This is a genomic window from Streptomyces venezuelae (assembly GCF_008642315.1).
Taxonomy (GTDB): domain Bacteria; phylum Actinomycetota; class Actinomycetes; order Streptomycetales; family Streptomycetaceae; genus Streptomyces; species Streptomyces venezuelae_D.
This window is the reverse complement of the sequence record NZ_CP029192.1, coordinates 1,433,888-1,452,131: the sequence shown is the minus strand read 5'-3', so window position 1 is coordinate 1,452,131 and position 18,244 is coordinate 1,433,888. Positions and strand designations below refer to the sequence as shown.

The window sequence follows — 18,244 nt, the reverse complement described above, 5'->3', positions numbered from 1 at the left end:
CGCCTACCTCGCCAGAGGTGCGACGACCCAGCGGCGTGTCTTGAACATGCTGTCCCGCGCGCCGATCTCGATCAGCTTGCGGGCCGCCGGATAGGCCTCGTTGCCCTCCAGCTCATAGCCGACCTCGAACGTGCCGGGCACGTCCGTGACCTCGGGCTGCCGCTCGGCCGTCGCCCGCTGTCCGGGCTCGTCCGCCGTGACCGCGGCGATCTCGGCGAGCAGTTTCCGCTGCGCCGCGTCGAGCGCCTTGCGCGGGTCCCGCTCCAGCGGCGCCGCGGTGGCCTTGCCGCCCTTGGGCGGCGGGGGCGACACCTCGGTGCTCGGCTCGCGCGTGACGCCGGTGGCCCGGCGCGTCGCGATCTCCGCCTGGACGGCCGTGCCGTCGTTGTCGAGACCGACACGGATCAGGCCGCGTCCCGGCGTGATGACGGGCACGCCGTCGAAGACCTGCCGGAACGTCACGTGCGTCTGCAGCGACACGGGGCGCCCGACCTCGGAGCCGTCCTTCGTGCCGGAGTTCTGCATCAGGTCGTGCACGCTGTCGACGACGAGGTCGGCGCCGTCGGCGTACCGCTCGGCGAACGCGCGCGCCGCCTCGACCGCACGCTCGGTGGGCAGCTGCTGGGTGTTGCGGTGGTTGGGCTCGGCGAGCCGCACCCAGCGGACGCCCTCGGGGCCGGTGGAGATGGTGCGGTCGCCGGAGGACGCGTTGAGCACGCCGAGCCGGTCGACCTGGACCTCCTGGAGCGCCGCCGACGGGAACTCGGCGAGCTGCCCGAGCGCGCCGAGCTCGGCGCTCGGCTCGCGGGGCGCCAGCTGGATGATCTGCTGCTGCCCGGGGAGCTGGGCGAGCGGCTCCCTGATGCCTTCGCGGGCGTAGTACCAGCGCCACGCGTACCAGTTGTCCGGCACGTGGTCGCGGTAGAAGTTCCGCTCGGTGTTGAGGCGGTTGGTGGCCTCGGCCTGGGTGGCGCCGACGGCGCACACGGAGGGCGCCTGGCCGTGGTAGATGTCCCAGCTGGCGTTGAGCCACGCGTCGCAGTACGTCTGGCCCGACCGCCACTTCTCCCAGAACTTCTTGCCGTAGTCCGGGCTGTCGATGCTGACCGTCTCGAACCCGAAGATCATCCGGAAGCCGATGTTGGGCCCGGCCCAGGTGCGGATCGGGGAGTGCCCGCCGAGGACGCGCAGCGAGGTGCACGTCGACCAGAAGACGTAGTTCGCCTTCTCGTTGCCGAGCGCCATCCGGTTGGAGATGGCGTCGCTGCGGCCGTCCCAGACGGCGCCGAGCGGCGCGAAGAAGACGCCGTTGTTGTCCATGCCGCCGTGGCCGGAGTGGTAGACGGCGACGACGGCGTCCATGCCGTAGCGGTCCTGCCAGTTGTCGTACGTCTCCTCGTACGCCCACACCTGCGCCCCGCCGTCGGCGAACCAGAAGTTCCGGTCGTAGAACTGCTGGAGGTACGCCAGCCAGCCGGTGGCGTCGCCGTGGGTGTGGGAGAGCGGCGACTGGTTGACGAACTTCTGGATGCTGAAGGCACCCCACCAGCCGAAGGTCGAGTCCCGGTCGCCGGCCGCGCCGGGCTTCTCGGGTTCGAGCGGGGACGGACCGTGGTCCGAGTAGTTGATGCGCATGGCCATACCCCCTGAGAGGATCTCCTCGCTGACGTGCGCGAGGGGGCCTCAAAGTGTCACCGCGGGCGCGCCTTGCCCAGTTGCCATTCCGGCCATCGGCTCCCTGCCTCGGACCTGTTCCCGCACCTCAGAGGCCCCTTTGGCGCGGCGGCCCACACAACGTGTTCGTATCGCCCGACGCGTACCTGCGCACCCCGCTCGAACACCCCCGGCGGCCCGCTGCGCCCCGCGCGGCCCGTTTTCATCCGGAGTGTGATCGGATGGAGGCAACGGAACCTCCGTTCACGGATCCGCATTGAAGGGAAACGCATCGTGGCTACCACGCGCTCCGCGCACACGGTCTGGGAAGGCTCTCTGACGGAGGGCTCGGGCACCGTCACGTTCGACTCCTCCGGCATCGGGGAGCAGGCGGTGTCCTGGCCGTCGCGCGCCGAGGAGGCGAACGGCAAGACCAGCCCGGAGGAGCTGATCGCGGCCGCGCACTCCAGCTGCTTCTCCATGGCGCTGTCGCACGGCCTGACGGGCGCGGGCACCCCGCCCAGCCGGCTCACCACCTCCGCCGACGTGACCTTCCAGCCCGGCACCGGCATCACCGGCATCCACCTCACCGTCGAGGGCACCGTTCCCGGGCTCGACGAGGCCGCCTTCGTCTCGGCCGCCGAGGACGCCAAGGCCAACTGCCCGGTGAGCCAGGCCCTGTCCGGCACCACCATCACGCTTTCGGCCAAGCTGGCCTGACCTCGCGCCTGTTGACAGTGCCGTCACCCCTGTCGGGGTGGCGGCATTGTCGTGTGCGGCATTGACATCAGCCCGCTCAAGTTTTGTGATGGAGAACGGAGTAGACCGGGAAACGGGGGACGTGAGCTCGCGGCGGAAGGGACTGGACCATGGCACGTGCGGTCGGGATCGATCTCGGGACGACGAACTCAGTGGTGGCCGTGCTGGAGGGGGGTGAACCCACCGTCGTCACCAACGCGGAGGGCGCGCGCACCACCCCCTCCGTGGTCGCCTTCGCGAAGAACGGCGACGTCCTGGTGGGCGAGGTCGCCAAGCGGCAGGCCGTCACCAACGTGGAGCGCACCGCACGCTCCGTGAAACGCCATATGGGCGACGGGAGTTGGCGCTTCCCGGAGAGCGGCTCCGTGGACGGCACGCGCTACACCGCGCAGGAGCTCTCCGCGCGCGTCCTGCAGAAGCTCAAGCGCGACGCCGAGTCCTATCTGGGCGAGGACGTCACCGACGCGGTGGTCACCGTGCCCGCGTACTTCGACGACACCCAGCGCCAGGCCACCAAGGAGGCCGGCGAGATCGCGGGCCTCAACGTCCTGCGCATCGTCAACGAGCCGACGGCGGCCGCCCTGGCGTACGGCCTGGACAAGGGCGACGACCAGACCGTCCTCGTCTTCGACCTCGGCGGCGGCACCTTCGACGTCTCGCTCCTGGAGATGGGCGAGGGCGTCATCGAGGTGAAGGCCACCAACGGCGACACGCAGCTGGGCGGCGACGACTGGGACCAGCGGATCGTCGAGCACCTGGTGCGCCAGTTCAAGAACGGGCACGGCGTGGACCTCGGCAAGGACAAGATGGCGCTGCAACGCCTGCGCGAGGGCGCCGAGAAGGCGAAGATCGAGCTGTCCTCGTCAAGCGAGACGGACATCAACCTGCCCTACATCACGGCGTCCGCGGAAGGGCCGCTGCACCTCGCCGAGAAGCTGACGCGCGCCCAGTTCCAGGAGCTCACCGCGGACCTCCTCGACCGCTGCAAGGCGCCCTTCCACCAGGCGGTGAAGGACGCGGGCGTCAAACTCGCCGCCGTGGACCACGTCATCCTCGTCGGCGGCTCCACCCGCATGCCCGCGGTGACGGACCTGGTCAGGGAGCTCACCGGCAAGGACCCGCACAAGGGCGTCAACCCCGACGAGGTCGTCGCGCTCGGCGCGGCCCTCCAGGCCGGGGTCATCCGCGGCGACGTGAAGGACGTGCTGCTGCTCGACGTCACCCCGCTGTCCCTCGGCATCGAGACCAAGGGCGGCATCATGACCAAGCTCATCGAGCGCAACACCACGATCCCCACCCGGCGTTCGGAGACCTTCTCCACCGCCGAGGACAACCAGCCCTCGGTCGGCATCCAGGTCTTCCAGGGCGAGCGGGAGATCGCCGCGTACAACAAGAAGCTCGGCGTCTTCGACCTGACGGGCCTGCCGCCCGCGCCCCGCGGCGTCCCGAAGATCGAGGTCACCTTCGACATCGACGCCAACGGAATCATGCACGTCTCCGCGAAGGACGAGGCCACGGGACGCGAGCAGCGCATGACGGTGACCGGCGGCTCCGCGCTGCCCAAGGACGACATCAACAGGATGGTGCGGGAGGCCGAGGAGCACGCGGAGGAGGACCGCAGGCGCCGCGAGGCGGCGGAGACCCGCAACCAGGCCGAGCAGCTCGTCTACCAGACGGAGCGCTTCCTGCGGGAGAACGGGGAGCGGGTCCCGGCGGACACGAGGAACGAAGTGGAAGCCGCGACGGCCGAGTTGAAGGACATCCTCGAGAACCGCGCCGACGACACGACGGCCCTGCGCACCGGCGCCGAGAAGCTGGGGACGGTGAGCCAGAAGATGGGGCAGGCGATGTACGCGAACGCCGACGGGGGAGCCCGGCAGGAGACGGCCGCGGAGGCGCCCGCCGAGGAGAGCGTGGTGGACGCCGAGATCGTGGACGAGGACGACCCGAAGAAGGGCGGCGCCCAGTAGGTGCCGCGGGAGCGGGCGGGGTCACGACCCCGTGCGCTCCCAGCCCCGCCGGTCAGGGCGCGCCCCGACCCGCTTCGGGTCCCGGCTGCGGTAGACCACGTACGGCCGGAACAGGTACTGCACCGGCGCGCTGAACATGTGGATCAGCCGGGTGAAAGGCACCAGGGCGAACAGCACCATGCCGACCACCGCGTGGATCTCGTACAGCACGGGGACGCCCGTCATCCGGTCGATGTCGGGCTGGAGCGTGAACAGGCTGCGGGCCCAGGGGGCGATGGACTCACGGTAGTTGTAGCCGTCGCCGGAGGCGTGCGTCAGCTTGGCCACCATGCCGAGCACGATCGCAGCGAACAGGACGAGGTACATCAGCTTGTCGTTGGCCGTCGTCGCGCGGAACACCGGCGCGTTGGTCCGCCGCCGGTAGAGCAGCAGCAGGATGCCGAGGACGAGGAGCACACCGGCGGCCGTACCGCCGTACAGCGAGAACAGGTGGTACGTGTGCTCGGTCAGGCCGACCTTGTCGGTCCACGACTCCGGCAGGAAGAGGCCGACGAGATGGCCGACGAGCACGAACAGGATGCCGTAGTGGAACATCGGCGACGCGATGTTGAGCAGCTTCGACTCGTAGACCTGCGAGGAGCGGGTCGTCCAGCCGAACTTGTCGTAGCGGTAGCGCCAGACGATGCCCGCGACGAGCAGGACGAACGCGACGTAGGGGAGCACGCCCCACAGCAGTGTCTTCATGAGGGGCGCTCCCCGATGAGTGCGAAGGGCTGGAGTCCGACGTCCTCACGCGGCGGCCCGGAGCGGGCCAGGGCCTGCGCCTCGGCGCGGTCCTTCGGCGAGGGTCCCGGCAGGGTCGCGCACACCGCGTCGAGGACCGCCGCGTAGGGCGTGCCGAAGTCGGTGAGTGCGATCCGCAGCAGTTCGAGGCCGCTGCGGTGTTCCTGGAGGAGGGCGGGGCCCGCGTGCGCGGAGAACTCCAGGACGGCGGGCAGGAAGTCCGGCAGTTCCTCGCCGGTGAACTCCATGCCGTGCTCCCGGTAGATCTCCTTGAACCGGACCAGGGCCATGCCGCGCCGCCGTGTGTCGCCGTCGCGCCACCAGCTCAGGTACAGGCTGTGGCGGTTCTTGAAGTCGAAGACGCGGACGTAGTGCGCGGCGAGTTCGCGCGCGTCTGTCGTCTCGGCGTGGGTGAGGAAGCCGTCGAGGCCGGTGGGGGCGGCCGCTCGCAGCAGGGGCAGCCGCTCGTGGAACTCGTCGTCCGGGTAGGCCAGGCAGAGCGCCGCCGCCTGGTACAGGACCGCGTGCCGCGTCACTTGTCGTCCTCCTTGGCCGCGTGTGCCTTGTCGACCGCGCTGGGCTGTTCGTCGGCGGTCTGCCGGTCGCGCAGCGCGTGGAAGTTCTCGATGGTGACCAGCGGCAGCTGTCGGCGGCCGGAGTCCTGGCCGAAGGGTCCGTCGTCGCCCATGCCGGGGCCGCCCTCGTAGTCGAGGCTGCACGAGTCGGGGAGCGCGGACTCCTCCAGGCGCTGGGCGTCGGCGACGGCGGCGGTCGGGATGACGTACCGGTCCTCGTACTTCGCGATGGCGAGCAGCCGGTACATCTCCTCGATCTCCCGACCCGACATGCCGACCGCCTCGGCGGTCGAACCGTCCGGCGTGTCGCCGAGGTTGATGGAGCGCATGTGGGCCCGCATCGCCGCCAGCTTCTCCAGCGAGGCCCGTACGGGACCGACGTCCCCCGCGGTGAAGATCTCCGCGAGGTACTCGAGCGGGATGCGCAGCGTGTCGATGGCGCCGAACAGGTTGCCGAGGTCCTCGCCGTCGTGGCCGGTCTCCGTCAGCGCGTCCACCACGGGGGAGAGCGGCGGGATGTACCAGACCATCGGCATGGTGCGGTACTCCGGGTGCAGCGGGAGCGCCACCTTGTACTTGCTGATCAGCGCGTGCACGGGGGAGCGGCGGGCCGCCTCGATCCAGTCGTACGAGATTCCGTCCCGCTCGGCCGCGCGCCGCACCTCGGGGTCCTCGGGGTCGAGGAACACGTCCAACTGGGCTTCGTACAGCTTGTGTTCGTCGGGCTCGGACGCCGCGGCAGTCACCTTGTCGGCGTCGTACAGGATGACGCCGAGGTAGCGAAGGCGTCCCACGCACGTCTCGGAGCAGACCGTCGGCAGGCCCACCTCGATGCGCGGGTAGCACATCGTGCACTTCTCGGCCTTGCCGGTGCGGTGGTTGAAGTAGACCTTCTTGTACGGGCAGCCCGTCACGCACTTGCGCCAGCCGCGGCAGTGGTCCTGGTCCACGAGGACGATGCCGTCCTCCGACCGCTTGTACATCGCGCCGGACGGGCAGGACGCCACGCACGCAGGGTTGAGGCAGTGCTCGCAGATCCGCGGCAGATAGAACATGAACGTCTGCTCGAAAGCGAACTTGATCTTGTCCGTGACCTGTTGGCGCGTCTTCTCCACCATCGGGTCGAGGTCGCCGTGCTCGGTGGCGCCGCCGAGGTTGTCGTCCCAGTTCGACGACCACTCGATCTTCATGGGCTTGCCGCTGATCAGCGAGCGCGGCTCGGCCACCGGGTAGTCGTCGCCGAGCGGGGCGTCGGTGAGGTTCCGGTACTCGTACGTCCAGGGCTCGTAGTAGTCCTTGATCTCCGGCAGCTTGGGGTTGGAGAAGATCTCCAGGAGCGACTTGACGCGGCCGCCGTTCTTCAGCTTCAGGGCGCCGCGCTTGTTCAGCTCCCAGCCGCCGCGCCACTTCTCCTGGTCCTCGTAGCGGCGCGGATAGCCCTGGCCGGGGCGGGTCTCGACGTTGTTGAACCAGACGTACTCCATGCCGTCGCGGTTGGTCCACGCCTGCTTGCAGGTGACCGAACAGGTGTGACACCCGATGCACTTGTCGAGGTTCATCACCATCGCGATCTGGGCCATACAGCGTCCGATGGTGCCTTCGGCACGGGGCATCTCAGTACTCCACCTTCTGCGAGCGGCGACGGATGACCGTCACCTCGTCGCGCTGGTTGCCCGTCGGGCCCAGATAGTTGAACGCCCATGACAACTGGGCGTAGCCGCCGATGAGATGGGACGGCTTGAGGATCAGTCGGGTCAGCGAGTTGTGGATGCCGCCGCGCCTGCCGGTCGTCTCCGTCTTGGGGACGTTCACGGTGCGTTCCTGCGCGTGGTGCATGAAGACCGTGCCGGCCGGCATGCGGTGCGACACGATCGCCCGCGCCACCACCACGCCGTTCCGGTTGACCGCCTCGATCCAGTCGTTGTCCTTCACGCCGATCGCGTCCGCGTCCTGCGGAGCCATCCAGATGCACTGCCCGCCGCGCGAGAGGGACAGCATGAACAGGTTGTCCTGGTACTCGGAGTGGATCGACCACTTGTTGTGCGGGGTGAGGTAACGGACCGTCACCTCTCGTTCCCCGTCCGGGCCGAGCCGTGGCTCCCCGAACAGCCGGTTCATGTCGAGCGGCGGCCGGTAGACGGGCATCGCCTCGCCCAGCTCGTGCATCCAGTCGTGGTCGATGAAGAAGTGCTGACGCCCGGTGAGCGTGTGCCACGGCTTGAGGTGCTCGGTGTTGAGCGTGAACGCCGTGTACCTGCGGCCGCCGGACTCACTGCCGCTCCACTCCGGCGAGGTGATCACCGGGACGGGGGCGGCCTGCGTGTCGGCGTACGTGATGCGCTTGCCCTCGTGCTCGGAGGCCAGGTGCGCCATCTCCTGCCCGGTGCGCGCCTCCAGGGTGTGGAAGCCCTGGGTGGCGAGGCGGCCGTTGGTCGTGCCGGACAGCGCGAGGATGGTGTTGGCCGCCTTCACCGCCGTGTCCAGGGCGGGCCGCCCGTCCGCGGGGCCGCCGCGCACCACGCCGTTGCGCTCGCGCAGTTCGTCGACCTCCTGGTCGGGATGGAGCGCGATGCCCTTCGCGGGCAGGCCGAGCTGCTCCACGAGCGGGCCGAGCGCGGCGAACTTCGCACCGATCGCGGTGTAGTCGCGCTCCACGACCGCGAGGTTCGGCATCGTCCTGCCCGGCACCGGCTCGCACTCGCCCTTGCGCCAGTCCAGGACGATGCCGCCGGGCTGCGCGATCTCGCCCGGCGTGTCGTGCTGGAGCGCGGTGGCGACGACGTCCTTGCGCACGCCCAGGTGGTCCACGGCCAGCTCGCTGAGCCGGTCCGCGATGGCGCGGAAGGTGTCGAAGTCGGTGCGGGCCTGCCAGGGCGGGTCGACGGCCGGGGTGAAGGAGTGCACGTAGGGGTGCATGTCCGTGGTCGACAGGTCGTGCTTCTCGTACCAGGTGGCGGCGGGCAGCACCACGTCGGACAGGAGCGTCGACGACGTCTGGCGGAAGTCGAGGGAGACGAGCAGGTCGAGCTTGCCCTCGGGTGCCTCGTCGCGCCAGGTGACGGTGGAGGGCCGCTCGTCCGGCGCCGCCTCCTCCGCCCGCAGCGACGAGTGCGTGCCGAGCAGGTGCTTCGTGAAGTACTCGGCGCCCTTCGCGGACGAGCCGAGCAGGTTGGCGCGCCACAGGGTGAGCACGCGCGGCCAGTTCTCCGGCGCGTCGGGATCCTCGCAGGCGAACTTGAGGGAGCCCGCCTTGAGTTCGTCGACGACGTTGGCGACGGGGTCTCCCGGCACCGCCCCCAGATCGAGGGAGCTGCGGTCGAACGTCGGATAGGAGGGCATCCACCCCGTACGGGCCGACAGGGCCAGACAGTCGGCGCCGGTCATCCCGGCGAACCGCCCTTCCCCCAACGGCGAGGCGAGCACGTCCGCCGCGAACTTGTCGTAGCGCCACTGGTCGGTGTTGAGGAACCAGTAGGCGGCCCCGATCATCTGCCGCGGCGGTCTGCTCCAGTCGTTGGCGCTCGCGAGCGTCGCCCAGCCGGTGGCCGGGCGGCACTTCTCCTGGCCCACGTAATGCGCCCAGCCGCCTCCGTTGCGCCCCTGGCAGCCGGTGAGCTGAAGCAGCGCGAGGAAGGACCGGTAGATCGTCTCCGAGTGGAACCAGTGGTTGGTCCCCGCGCCCATCAGGATCATGCAGCGGCCCCGCGACTTCTCGGCCGTCGCGGCGAACTCCCGGGCGATCTTCACGCACTTGGCGGCGGGCACGGAGGTGTGGACCTCCTGCCAGGCGGGCGTGCCGGGCGCCTCCGCGTCGTCGTACGAGGTGGGCCACACGCCCGGCAGCCCCTCGCGCCCCACGCCGTACTGTGCGAGCAGCAGATCGAAGACCGTCGTCACCAGCGGCCCGTCCTGCCCGCCGAGCCGGGTCGCCGGCACCCCGCGCCGCATGACCTCGCCGCGCCCCTGGCCGTGCGTGCCGCCCTCGGTGTCGAAGCGGGGCAGCAACACCTCGACGCCCGCGGCGACACCGGAGCCGTGCAGTGTCAGGGCCGGCTGGATGTCACCGAGCTCCAGATTCCACTTGCCCTTGCCGGAGTCGGTCCAGCGGAAGCCCAGGGAACCGTTCGGGACGGCGGGCCGCCCGGTGTTCTCGTCCAGCACCGCCGTCTTCCAGTCGCCTCCCTCGCCGCCCTCGCCGAGGTCGGAGGCGCGCAGGAACTTGGCGGGCACGTAGGCGCCGTCCCGCTCGGTGAGCGTCACGAGGAAGGGCAGGTCGGTGAACTTGCGCACGTAGTCGTCGAAGAACTCCGTCCGCCGGTCGACGAAGAACTCCTTGAGGATCACGTGCCCCATCGCGAGGGCCAGCGCCCCGTCCGTGCCGGGGTGGGGGTGCAGCCACTCGTCGGCGAACTTGGCGTTGTCGGCGTAGTCGGGCGCCACGACCACGACCTTCTGCCCGCGATAACGCGCCTCCGCCATCCAGTGCGCGTCGGGCGTCCTGGTCACCGGCACATTGGAGCCCCACATCATCAGATACGCGGCGTCCCACCAGTCACCCGACTCCGGTACGTCGGTCTGGTCGCCGAACACCTGCGGAGAGGCGACGGGCAGATCCGCGTACCAGTCGTAGAAGGAGAGCATCGGCGCGCCGATGAGGCTCATGAAGCGGGCGCCCGCGGCGTGCGACACCATGGACATGGCGGGAATGGGGGAGAACCCCGCGACGCGGTCGGGCCCGACGGTCTTGATCGTATGGACGTGCGCGGCCGCGATGATCTCCACGGCCTCGTCCCAGGTGGCCCGCACGAGCCCGCCCTTGCCGCGCGCCTGCTGGTACGTCCTGCGGCGCTCCGGATCCCCCTGGATCTCGGCCCAGGCAAGTACGGGGTCCCTCAGCCGCGCCTTGGCCTCCCGGTACATCTCCAGAAGGACGCCGCGCAGATAGGGGTACCGGACCCGGGTGGGGGAGTACGTGTACCAGGAGAACGCGGCGCCCCGGGGGCACCCGCGCGGCTCGTACTCGGGCCGGTCGGGGCCGACGCTCGGATAGTCCGTCGCCTGCGTCTCCCACGTGATGATGCCGTCCTTGACGTACACCTTCCAGCGGCACGACCCCGTGCAGTTCACGCCGTGCGTGGAGTGCACGACCTTGTCGTGGCTCCAGCGGTCCCGGTAGAACGCGTCGGCGTCCCGCCCCCCGGTCAGCCGGACGCTGTGCAGGTCGGGCGCGGCGGCACCGCGCCGAAAGAACTTCCCCGCCCGCAACAGGGCGGCGCCGGGCTCGGTCGTCTCTGTCACCGTGAAGCTCCCTAGGTCTGCCTCCTGCCGAACCTAGGCGCGAGGAGACGGGGGCACCTTTCGGCTTCGGCCGTACGGGTGCGCGGCATTACCCGGGACGTAATCGACCGGTCCTCGCGGGGTCGGCAGAGTGGTGGCAATGGATCCGGTCCGGCGCACTCCGGGCCGGGTCCGGGGGCGTGCCGGGATCGGTGGCGCTCATCTCGTCGACGCCGCTTGGAGGCAGATCGTCATGGCTACGTCCGCTTACCCGCTCGCCGCTCTGGCCCGTACCACCGACTCCAAGACCATGCTGCGTCGCTTTCTCGGTCTTGACGCCGTCGTGACCGCGGGCAACGGCGTCGCGTACGCCGCCGCCTCGGGGCCCCTCGGGGACTTTCTCGGGGTGGACTCCGGGCTGCTGTTCGGGCTCGGGGTCGGGCTCTTGCTGTACGGGCTCGGGGTCGGGGTTCTCGCCGTGCGCAAGAGCCCGCCGCTGGTCGGCGTGCAGGCCGTCGTCGAAGGGAACGCCGTCTGGGCGGCGCTCAGTGTCGTCGCGCTCGTCGCCTGGCTCTCGCCGAGCACGGCCGGAGCGGTGTGGATCGCGCTCCAGGCCGCGACGGTGGGCGGCTTCGCGGCGGTGCAGTACGCGGCGCTGCGGGCGGTGAGGGCGGGCCGCTAGGACATCTGCTGCTGGAGGTACTTGGACGTCGCCGGGTCGGCCGGGAGCAGTGTCTCGATGGCCAGCTCGGCGACCGTCACGTCCATCGGGGTGTTGAACGTCGAGATCGACGAGATGAAGGACAGCACGTGACCGTCGTGTTCGATCCGCAGGGGCAGGGCGAAATAGGGGACCTCCGTGCCGGGGTCGAAGGCGTCCTCCCCGGGGTTCGTCACCGGGTACGCCGCCACCTCGTCGTACACCTCCCGCAGCGCGTCCGAACGCTGCAGCGCGATCTGCCGTTCCATCTGGTGCAGCAGGTGCCCCCGCCACTCCCGCAGGTTGCGGATGCGGGAGGCGAGGCCCTCCGGGTGGAGGGTGACGCGCATCGCGTTCAGGGGCCCCTCGAAGAGGTGATCGGGGAGGCCCGAAAGGATCATGGTGATGCCTCGGTTCGCCGCGATCACGTCGTACTTCGCGTCCACGACCAGCGCCGGATACGGCTCGTACCCCGCGAGGAGCTGTTCGAGGCCCTCGCGCAGCGTGCCCATCGTGGGGTCGTCCAGCGGCGTCTCGCGGAAGCGCGGCGCGTAACCCGCCGCAAGGAGGAGCGAGTTGCGGTCCCTCACCGGTACGTCGAGGTGGTCGGCGAGACGCAGCAGGAACTCCTCGCTCGGCCGCGACCTGCCCGTCTCGACGAAGCTGATGTGCCGCGCGGAGGAATCGGCCCGCAGCGCGAGCTCCAACTGGCTCACCTTGCGCCGCTCGCGCCAGCCCCGGAGCAGCGGACCCGCACCGGTGGCGTTCGCGTCGGTCTTCCCCTTGGCCTTGTCGGCCTTGGCGGCCTTGCCTCTGGCGCTCCCCTTGGCGGGCACGGCGGTTGTCATACGTAGAAGGTAATCGAAACGATTTGTGGCAGGGTGAGCCGAAGACCGACTCTTCATAAGGAGCGTGGCCCGTGACTCCCGAACCGCTGTCGCAGAAAGAGATCGAGGACCGTCTCGCCGAGCTGCCCGGCTGGTCCCTGTCCCCGGACGGCGAACGGATCACCCGCTCCTACCGGCTCGGCTCGCACTTCGCCGCGACCGGCCTGGTCGTCCACATCGCGCGGACGCAGGAGGAGCTCGGCCACCACAGCGAGCTGACCCTCGGCTACAACACCGTCTCCCTCGCCGTGAACACGCACAGCGCGGGCGGCGCCCTCACCGCCCTCGACTTCGAACTGGCCCACAGCGTCGAGAAGTTGGCCCCCGCGCACGGGGTGGAATGACCGTCGATGCTCGACTACAGCAAGGAAGCCGACCGGTACGACGCCTCACGCGGCGGTGAGCCCCGCGCCGCTGCCGCCGCCGACGCGGTCCTCGGGCTGCTGCCCGCCGACACGACCACGCTCCTCGACGTCGCCTGCGGCACGGGCCTCGTCACCCGGTGTCTCGCCGCGCGCGACGGGCTCCGGGTCACCGGCGTGGACGCCGCGTACCGCATGGCCCGCCTCGCCTCGGAGCGGGTCCCGGGTGCCGTGGTGCTCGGTGACAGCCGTCAACTTCCCTTCCCCGATGCCTCGTTCGACGCGGTCACCACCGTCTGGCTGCTGCATCTGCTCTCCGGCCCCGAGGAGACCTCGTCGGTGGTTGCCGAGTGCGCGCGGGTCCTCAGGCCCGGCGGTGTCTACGTCACCACCGTGGACAAGGCCGCCTCGCACGACGTACGCAGCGACATCGACGCCGTCCTCGCGCCGCGCCCGGTGCGGCTCGCGGTCGACCGGGTGGACGCCGTCGACGCGTACGCCGCCGAGCACGGGCTCGCACCGACGGGCCGCGCCCGGTTCCGCGGCCACGGCCAGGGCCGCTCGCCCCGCTCCACGGTCGACGACCTGCGGCGCGGCTGGTTCACCCAGATCCCGCCCGACGGCCCGCTGGCCGCACGGTTCTCCGAACGGCTCGCCACACTCCCCGACCAGGACGTGGCGCGCCCCGATCCGCTGTTCGGCCTGCGCGCGTACCGCAAGCGAGGCCGTTTTTTGCGGTAGCGGCAACTTGACTCGCCGGAAACCGGGAATCGGGAGCAGTCTGGTCCTGTTCACACGCGACGGCGGACCGGAAGGCGGCACAGGGCGATGGCAGCGATGGGGCATGACCACGGGCAGGGGCAGGGGCAGGGGCACAGTCACGGACATGGGCATGGGCATGGGCACAGTCATGACGGGGACATGGACTGGGCCGCCATGGGCACCATGCTGGAGCGGTACGCCCGTGTCGCCGCTCCGATGTACGGCGAGGTGGCCGACTGGCTCCGCCGCTGGGTCCCGGAGCCCGGCGTCGTCGTCGACGTCGGCAGCGGCCCCGGCGCCGTCTCGTTCTCGCTGGCCGAGTCGTTCCCCAAGGCGCGGATCGTCGCGGCGGACCCCGAGGAGGCCCTCCTGGAGCGCGCCCGGGACCGTGCGGCACGCGAAGGCCTGACCGACCGCTTCGACACGGTGCGCGCGGCCCTCCCCGACGCCATCGACGACGTGCCCGAGGCGGACCTCCTGTGGCTGTGCAAGTCGCTGCACCACGTCGGTGACCAGGGCGCCGCCCTCTCCGCCCTCGCCGGCCGGCTGGCTCCCGGCGGCGCCGTCGCCCTCCTGGAGGGTGGCCTGAGCGCCCGCTACCTGCCCCGCGACATCGGTTTCGGTCGCCCCGCCCTGCTGTCCCGCCTGGAGGCGGCGGACGAGGAGTGGTTCGCCGGGATGCGCGACGGGCTCGAAGGGTCGAAGGGCACGACGGAGGACTGGCCGGCCCTCCTCACCGCCGCCGGCCTGCGCCACGTGGCCACCCGCAGCTTCCTGCTCGACCTGCCCGCGCCGCTGTCGGAGGACGCCCGCGCCCATGTGATCACGGAGTTCACGCGCCGCCGCGAGATGCAGGCCGAGCGCCTCGCCCCGGACGACGCCGCGACCTTCGACCGCCTCCTGGACCCGGACGACCCGCAGGGTCTGCACCACCGCCCGGACCTGTTCGTGCTGACGGCGCAGACGGTGTACGTGGCGGTGAAGGACGCGTAAGGGCGGCGCGGGCGGGGGTGATGTGCCGTCAACCCCGCCCACGGTGAAGGGTGTTGACGTACGTTCGTGACGGGGCCGGGCCGCGAGGTCCGGCCGTCCGGCCGAGCGAGGGGACGTCTGTGAACGAACTGATGCGGTGGGAGTCGGACGAGGGGCCCGTCGTGGTCGAGGTGGACTCCCGTGACCCCGGGTTCAGATCGGTGTCGCGGCGCGGCGAGTCCGGCGGGATCCACGAGGTCGAGGGGCGCTTCGAGTCGGCCCTCGGCAACGTCCGCGGCGCCGCGATGTCCGCGCTGCGGACCTTCCGCGACCGGGCGCTCGACCCCGACACGATCGAGCTGGAGTTCGGCGTCAAGCTCAGCGCGGAGGCGGGGGCAGTGATCGCCAAGACGGCGACGGAGGGGCATCTGACGGTCAAGCTGACGTGGTCGCGGCCGGGGGGTCCGGGTCCGGGCCAGGGCGCGTAAAACGACGAGCCTCCGCCGCCGACCGTTACGGGTCGACGGCGGAGGCTCGGCGCGTGCCGGGTGACCTCGAACGTCAGGCGACGTCGAACGTCGCCGGGTCCGGGCCGAGGCGGCGGTCCTCGTTCAGGGCCGAGATCGCCGCCATGTCCTCGGGGTCGAGCTCGAAGCCGAAGACGTCGATGTTCTCCTGGATCCGGGACGGCGTCACGGACTTCGGGATCACGACGTTGCCGAGCTGGATGTGCCAGCGCAGCACGATCTGCGCGGGGGTGCGCCCGTGCTTCTGGGCGATGGCGATGATCGCGGGGACCTCGAGGAGGCCCTTGCCGGAGCCGAGCGGCGACCACGCCTCCGTGGCGATGCCCTGCTCCGCGTGGTACTCACGCGAGGCGCGCTGCTGGAGCTGGGGGTGCAGCTCGATCTGGTTGACCGCCGGGATGATCGACGTCTCGCCGAGCAGCCGTTCCAGGTGCTCGGGGAGGAAGTTCGAGACGCCGATGGACTTGGCGCGGCCGTCGGCGTGGATCTTCTCGAAGGCCTTGTACGTGTCGACGTACGCATCCTTGGACGGCAGGGGCCAGTGGATCAGGTACAGGTCCACATGGTCGAGACCGAGCTTCTCCAGCGACGTGTCGAAGGCGCGCAGTGTCGCGTCGTAGCCCTGGTCGCTGTTCCAGAGCTTCGTCGTGACGAACAGGTCCTCACGGGCGACGCCGGAAGCGGCGATCGCCTTGCCCGTGCCTTCTTCGTTGCCGTAGATGGCCGCGGTGTCGATGCTGCGGTACCCGGCCTCCAGCGCCGTGGCGACGGCCTTCTCGGCCTCGTCGTCCGGAACCTGCCAGACGCCGAAGCCCAGCTGGGGCATCTCGACGCCGTTGTTGAGGGTGATCGGGGGAACCTTGCTCACGAGCTCTCGATCCTTAAATAGTCGGGTGTCTCTGCCCATGGTCAACGATCAGTGGCCGTGCCGCATTCCTGAATGGCCGGATATCGAAGCCGTGTGGACACCGGATCGGTCCGGACCATTGACGGTGTTCCGTCATGCGGGAACTCTGTTGCACGTCACTGAACGCGGGACATCCATGTGAACGCTACAAGCGCATCGGTTGTCTGGTGTCCCTGTGGTCTGTTCCTGAAACGTGGCACGCAGAGAGGATTCCCCCGATGCCCCAGGCAGCCTCGTCCCCCCACCCCTCCCGCTCCCGTCGCAGAACCGCCCTCGCCCTCACCGCCGTAGGCGCGCTCACCGGCGCCGCCGCGCTGACCCTGGCCGCCGAGCCCGCCGCGCAGGCCGCGCCGGCCCCCACGGCCTCGACCCCCGCCGCACGGGCCTCCGGCACGATCCACGCGGCGCCCTACGAGTACCTCGGCTGGGGCAACCCGCAGAAGCCCACCGACGTGATGGCCGCGACCGGCGTCAAGTGGTTCACGCTCGCCTTCATCCTGTCCGACGGCGGCTGCAACCCGGCCTGGGACGGCAACCGGCCCCTGAAGGGCGGCTCCGACGAAAGCGCCATCAAGTCCATCCGCGGCGCGGGCGGCGACATCGTCGTGTCCGTCGGCGGCTGGAGCGGCGCCAAGCTGGGGGAGAAGTGCCAGAGCGCCGCCGCGCTCGCCGGCGCGTACCAGAAGGTCATCGACGCCTACAAGCTGAAGGCCTTCGACATCGACATCGAGAACACCGAGTTCGGCAATGCGACGGTGCGCCAGCGCGTCGTGGACGCGCTGAAGATCGTCAAGGCCAAGAACCCGGGCATCGTCACGTACGTGACCATGGGCACCACACCGAGCGGCCCCGACGCCACCGGCAAGGACCTCATCAAGCGCGGTGCCGCCGCCGGGCTGGCCAACGACGCCTGGGTGATCATGCCGTTCGACTTCGGCGGACACAGCGGCACCATGGGCGACGCTTCCGTCAGTGCCATGGAGGGCCTGAAGAGCGCGGTCAAGAGTGCGTACGGCTACAGCGACGCCGACGCGTACAAGCACACCGGGATCTCCTCCATGAACGGGAAGACCGACGTCGCCGGCGAGACGGTGACCACCGCCGACTTCCAAAAGATCCTGGCGTACGCCAAGCAGCGGCACATCGCGCGCTTCGCCTTCTGGGCCGTCAACCGCGACCGCGACTGCGGCTCCGGCGGCAACGCCGGCGACTCCTGCAGCGGCATCGGGCAGGCCCCGTACGCCTTCACCAAGATCGTCGCCCAGTACGGCGGCTAGGACGGGGCCGGTCGGGCGCCACGGCCGGGTTCAGACCGGAGGCCGGGCGTCGTCCGGCGGGGTCCCCAGGTAGGCGTCCCGCACCCGCGGATCCGCGCGCACCTCGGCCGGTGTCCCGTGGGCCAGGACCCGGCCGAGGTCGAGGACGACGACGCGGGCACAGAGCTCCATCACGAAGGCGACGTTGTGCTCGACGAGGAGCACCGCGCAGCCCTCGTCGTCCGCGAGGTGACGGACGACGGCCGACAGCCGCTGTCGTTCGTCGGCCGTCATCCCGGAGGCGGGCTCGTCCAGGAGCAGGACCGCGGGCGGGTCCGCGACGGCGCGTGCCAGCTCCACCATGCGGGCCTGCCCGACCGGCAGCGCGCCCGCGTACTGCCCGGCCAGCGCGTCGAGGCCGCACGAACGCAGCACCGACGCGGCCCGCGCGCGCCGCCCCGCCTCGTGCGCGCGCCGGGTCGGCGCGGCCAGCAGGTCCGCCGCGAAGCCGCCGCCACCGCCCCGCCACTCCTGGGCGACGACGAGGTTGTCGGCGACGGTGAGCTGGCCGAAGAGCTGCTGCCGCTGGAACGTGCGCCGCATCCCGTGCCGGGCGCGCCACACGGGGGAGCGGCGCGTGACGTCCCGCCCGTCGAGCAGCACCCGGCCCCGGTCGGGTCCGCGGATGCCGGACAGGACGTCGAACAGGGTCGTCTTGCCCGCGCCGTTGGGCCCGATGAGCCCGCAGACCTCGCCCCGCCGCACGCCGAGCCCCACCCCGTCGAGGGCCCGGACGCCGCCGAAGCGTACGCCGATGTCCTCGGCCACCAGGACGTGTTCCCGCTCCCTCATGG

The 18,244-nt window shown here is 70.6% G+C and carries 16 protein-coding genes; 8 read left to right on the top strand and 8 right to left on the bottom strand.

Features of this window, described 5'->3' with window-relative positions:
* Positions 1-3 precede the first annotated feature (3 nt).
* Entirely contained in the window at positions 4-1,641 is a 1,638-nt protein-coding gene (locus DEJ48_RS05950; RefSeq protein WP_223831918.1) for a DUF6345 domain-containing protein, read from the bottom strand.
* Between the two features lie 306 nt (positions 1,642-1,947).
* Between DEJ48_RS05950 and DEJ48_RS05945 the strand changes: the two genes are divergently transcribed.
* Positions 1,948-2,373 (top strand): OsmC family protein, encoded by a 426-nt coding sequence (locus tag DEJ48_RS05945; RefSeq protein ID WP_150215119.1) that lies wholly within the window; start codon positions 1,948-1,950, stop codon positions 2,371-2,373.
* A 149-nt stretch (positions 2,374-2,522) separates the two neighbouring features.
* The gene (gene dnaK / locus DEJ48_RS05940; protein ID WP_150215118.1) at positions 2,523-4,382 is read left to right on the top strand and encodes a molecular chaperone DnaK; all 1,860 of its coding nucleotides are present in this window, start codon (positions 2,523-2,525) and stop codon (positions 4,380-4,382) included.
* Between the two features lie 21 nt (positions 4,383-4,403).
* Here the strand turns inward: dnaK and narI are convergent, their stop codons facing one another.
* The 4 genes from narI to DEJ48_RS05920 are packed head-to-tail and all read right to left on the bottom strand — an operon-like array spanning position 4,404 to position 11,038.
* Complete coding sequence (gene narI / locus DEJ48_RS05935; protein ID WP_150215116.1) at positions 4,404-5,126, bottom strand: respiratory nitrate reductase subunit gamma; 723 nt, start codon at positions 5,124-5,126, stop codon at positions 4,404-4,406.
* Positions 5,123-5,701, bottom strand: coding sequence for a nitrate reductase molybdenum cofactor assembly chaperone (narJ, locus tag DEJ48_RS05930; RefSeq protein WP_150215114.1), 579 nt, complete (start codon positions 5,699-5,701; stop codon positions 5,123-5,125). Before narJ ends, narI begins: the two co-directional genes overlap by 4 nt.
* Complete coding sequence (narH, locus tag DEJ48_RS05925) at positions 5,698-7,353, bottom strand: nitrate reductase subunit beta (protein ID WP_223831917.1); 1,656 nt, start codon at positions 7,351-7,353, stop codon at positions 5,698-5,700. The genes narJ and narH overlap by 4 nt, the downstream gene beginning before the upstream one ends.
* Position 7,354: 1 nt before the next feature.
* Complete coding sequence (locus DEJ48_RS05920) at positions 7,355-11,038, bottom strand: nitrate reductase subunit alpha (RefSeq protein ID WP_150215112.1); 3,684 nt, start codon at positions 11,036-11,038, stop codon at positions 7,355-7,357.
* Positions 11,039-11,270: 232 nt separating this feature from the next.
* Between DEJ48_RS05920 and DEJ48_RS05915 the strand changes: the two genes are divergently transcribed.
* On the top strand, positions 11,271-11,699 hold the full coding sequence (locus tag DEJ48_RS05915) for a hypothetical protein (protein ID WP_150215110.1): 429 nt from the start codon (positions 11,271-11,273) through the stop codon (positions 11,697-11,699).
* Here the strand turns inward: DEJ48_RS05915 and DEJ48_RS05910 are convergent.
* Positions 11,696-12,565, bottom strand: coding sequence for a helix-turn-helix domain-containing protein (locus DEJ48_RS05910; RefSeq protein ID WP_150215108.1), 870 nt, complete (start codon positions 12,563-12,565; stop codon positions 11,696-11,698). The two genes, DEJ48_RS05915 and DEJ48_RS05910, sit on opposite strands and share 4 nt — an antisense overlap.
* Positions 12,566-12,636: 71 nt before the next feature.
* Here DEJ48_RS05910 and DEJ48_RS05905 point away from each other — a divergent pair, with 71 nt between their 5' ends.
* The 4 genes from DEJ48_RS05905 (at position 12,637) to DEJ48_RS05890 (ending at position 15,188) form a co-directional block, all read left to right on the top strand.
* Positions 12,637-12,948: a 4a-hydroxytetrahydrobiopterin dehydratase gene (locus DEJ48_RS05905; protein WP_150215106.1), complete on the top strand. Its 312-nt coding sequence runs from the start codon at positions 12,637-12,639 to the stop codon at positions 12,946-12,948.
* 6 nt (positions 12,949-12,954) lie between these two features.
* Entirely contained in the window at positions 12,955-13,707 is a 753-nt protein-coding gene (locus DEJ48_RS05900) for a class I SAM-dependent methyltransferase (RefSeq protein ID WP_150215104.1), read from the top strand.
* A 96-nt stretch (positions 13,708-13,803) separates the two neighbouring features.
* Complete coding sequence (locus tag DEJ48_RS05895) at positions 13,804-14,721, top strand: class I SAM-dependent methyltransferase (protein ID WP_411757424.1); 918 nt, start codon at positions 13,804-13,806, stop codon at positions 14,719-14,721.
* Positions 14,722-14,840: 119 nt separating this feature from the next.
* A complete protein-coding gene (locus DEJ48_RS05890; protein WP_150215100.1) occupies positions 14,841-15,188 on the top strand; it encodes a CU044_2847 family protein in 348 nt (115 codons plus the stop codon).
* A 73-nt stretch (positions 15,189-15,261) separates the two neighbouring features.
* On the opposite strand, the gene DEJ48_RS05885 is transcribed toward DEJ48_RS05890, so the two are convergent.
* On the bottom strand, positions 15,262-16,134 hold the full coding sequence (locus tag DEJ48_RS05885; RefSeq protein WP_150215097.1) for an aldo/keto reductase: 873 nt from the start codon (positions 16,132-16,134) through the stop codon (positions 15,262-15,264).
* 218 nt (positions 16,135-16,352) lie between these two features.
* On the opposite strand from DEJ48_RS05885, the gene DEJ48_RS05880 reads away from it, so the two are divergent.
* On the top strand, positions 16,353-17,411 hold the full coding sequence (locus DEJ48_RS05880) for a chitinase (protein WP_223831916.1): 1,059 nt from the start codon (positions 16,353-16,355) through the stop codon (positions 17,409-17,411).
* Between the two features lie 30 nt (positions 17,412-17,441).
* Here the strand turns inward: DEJ48_RS05880 and DEJ48_RS05875 are convergent, their stop codons facing one another.
* On the bottom strand, positions 17,442-18,242 hold the full coding sequence (locus DEJ48_RS05875; protein WP_150215094.1) for an ABC transporter ATP-binding protein: 801 nt from the start codon (positions 18,240-18,242) through the stop codon (positions 17,442-17,444).
* Positions 18,243-18,244: the final 2 nt, after the last annotated feature.

What these genes read in the sequence shown, in the direction of transcription:
- dnaK (WP_150215118.1), top strand. Translation starts at nt 2,523, where the DNA reads ATGGCACGTGCGGTCGGGATCGATCTCGGGACGACGAACTCAGTGGTG.
- DEJ48_RS05950 (WP_223831918.1), bottom strand. Translation starts at nt 1,641, where the DNA reads ATGGCCATGCGCATCAACTACTCGGACCACGGTCCGTCCCCGCTCGAA.
- DEJ48_RS05915 (WP_150215110.1), top strand. Translation starts at nt 11,271, where the DNA reads ATGGCTACGTCCGCTTACCCGCTCGCCGCTCTGGCCCGTACCACCGAC.
- DEJ48_RS05875 (WP_150215094.1), bottom strand. Translation starts at nt 18,242, where the DNA reads ATGAGGGAGCGGGAACACGTCCTGGTGGCCGAGGACATCGGCGTACGC.
- narI (WP_150215116.1), bottom strand. Translation starts at nt 5,126, where the DNA reads ATGAAGACACTGCTGTGGGGCGTGCTCCCCTACGTCGCGTTCGTCCTG.
- DEJ48_RS05910 (WP_150215108.1), bottom strand. Translation starts at nt 12,565, where the DNA reads ATGACAACCGCCGTGCCCGCCAAGGGGAGCGCCAGAGGCAAGGCCGCC.
- DEJ48_RS05885 (WP_150215097.1), bottom strand. Translation starts at nt 16,134, where the DNA reads ATGGGCAGAGACACCCGACTATTTAAGGATCGAGAGCTCGTGAGCAAG.
- DEJ48_RS05880 (WP_223831916.1), top strand. Translation starts at nt 16,353, where the DNA reads ATGCCCCAGGCAGCCTCGTCCCCCCACCCCTCCCGCTCCCGTCGCAGA.
- DEJ48_RS05895 (WP_411757424.1), top strand. Translation starts at nt 13,804, where the DNA reads ATGGGGCATGACCACGGGCAGGGGCAGGGGCAGGGGCACAGTCACGGA.
- narH (WP_223831917.1), bottom strand. Translation starts at nt 7,353, where the DNA reads ATGCCCCGTGCCGAAGGCACCATCGGACGCTGTATGGCCCAGATCGCG.
- DEJ48_RS05900 (WP_150215104.1), top strand. Translation starts at nt 12,955, where the DNA reads ATGCTCGACTACAGCAAGGAAGCCGACCGGTACGACGCCTCACGCGGC.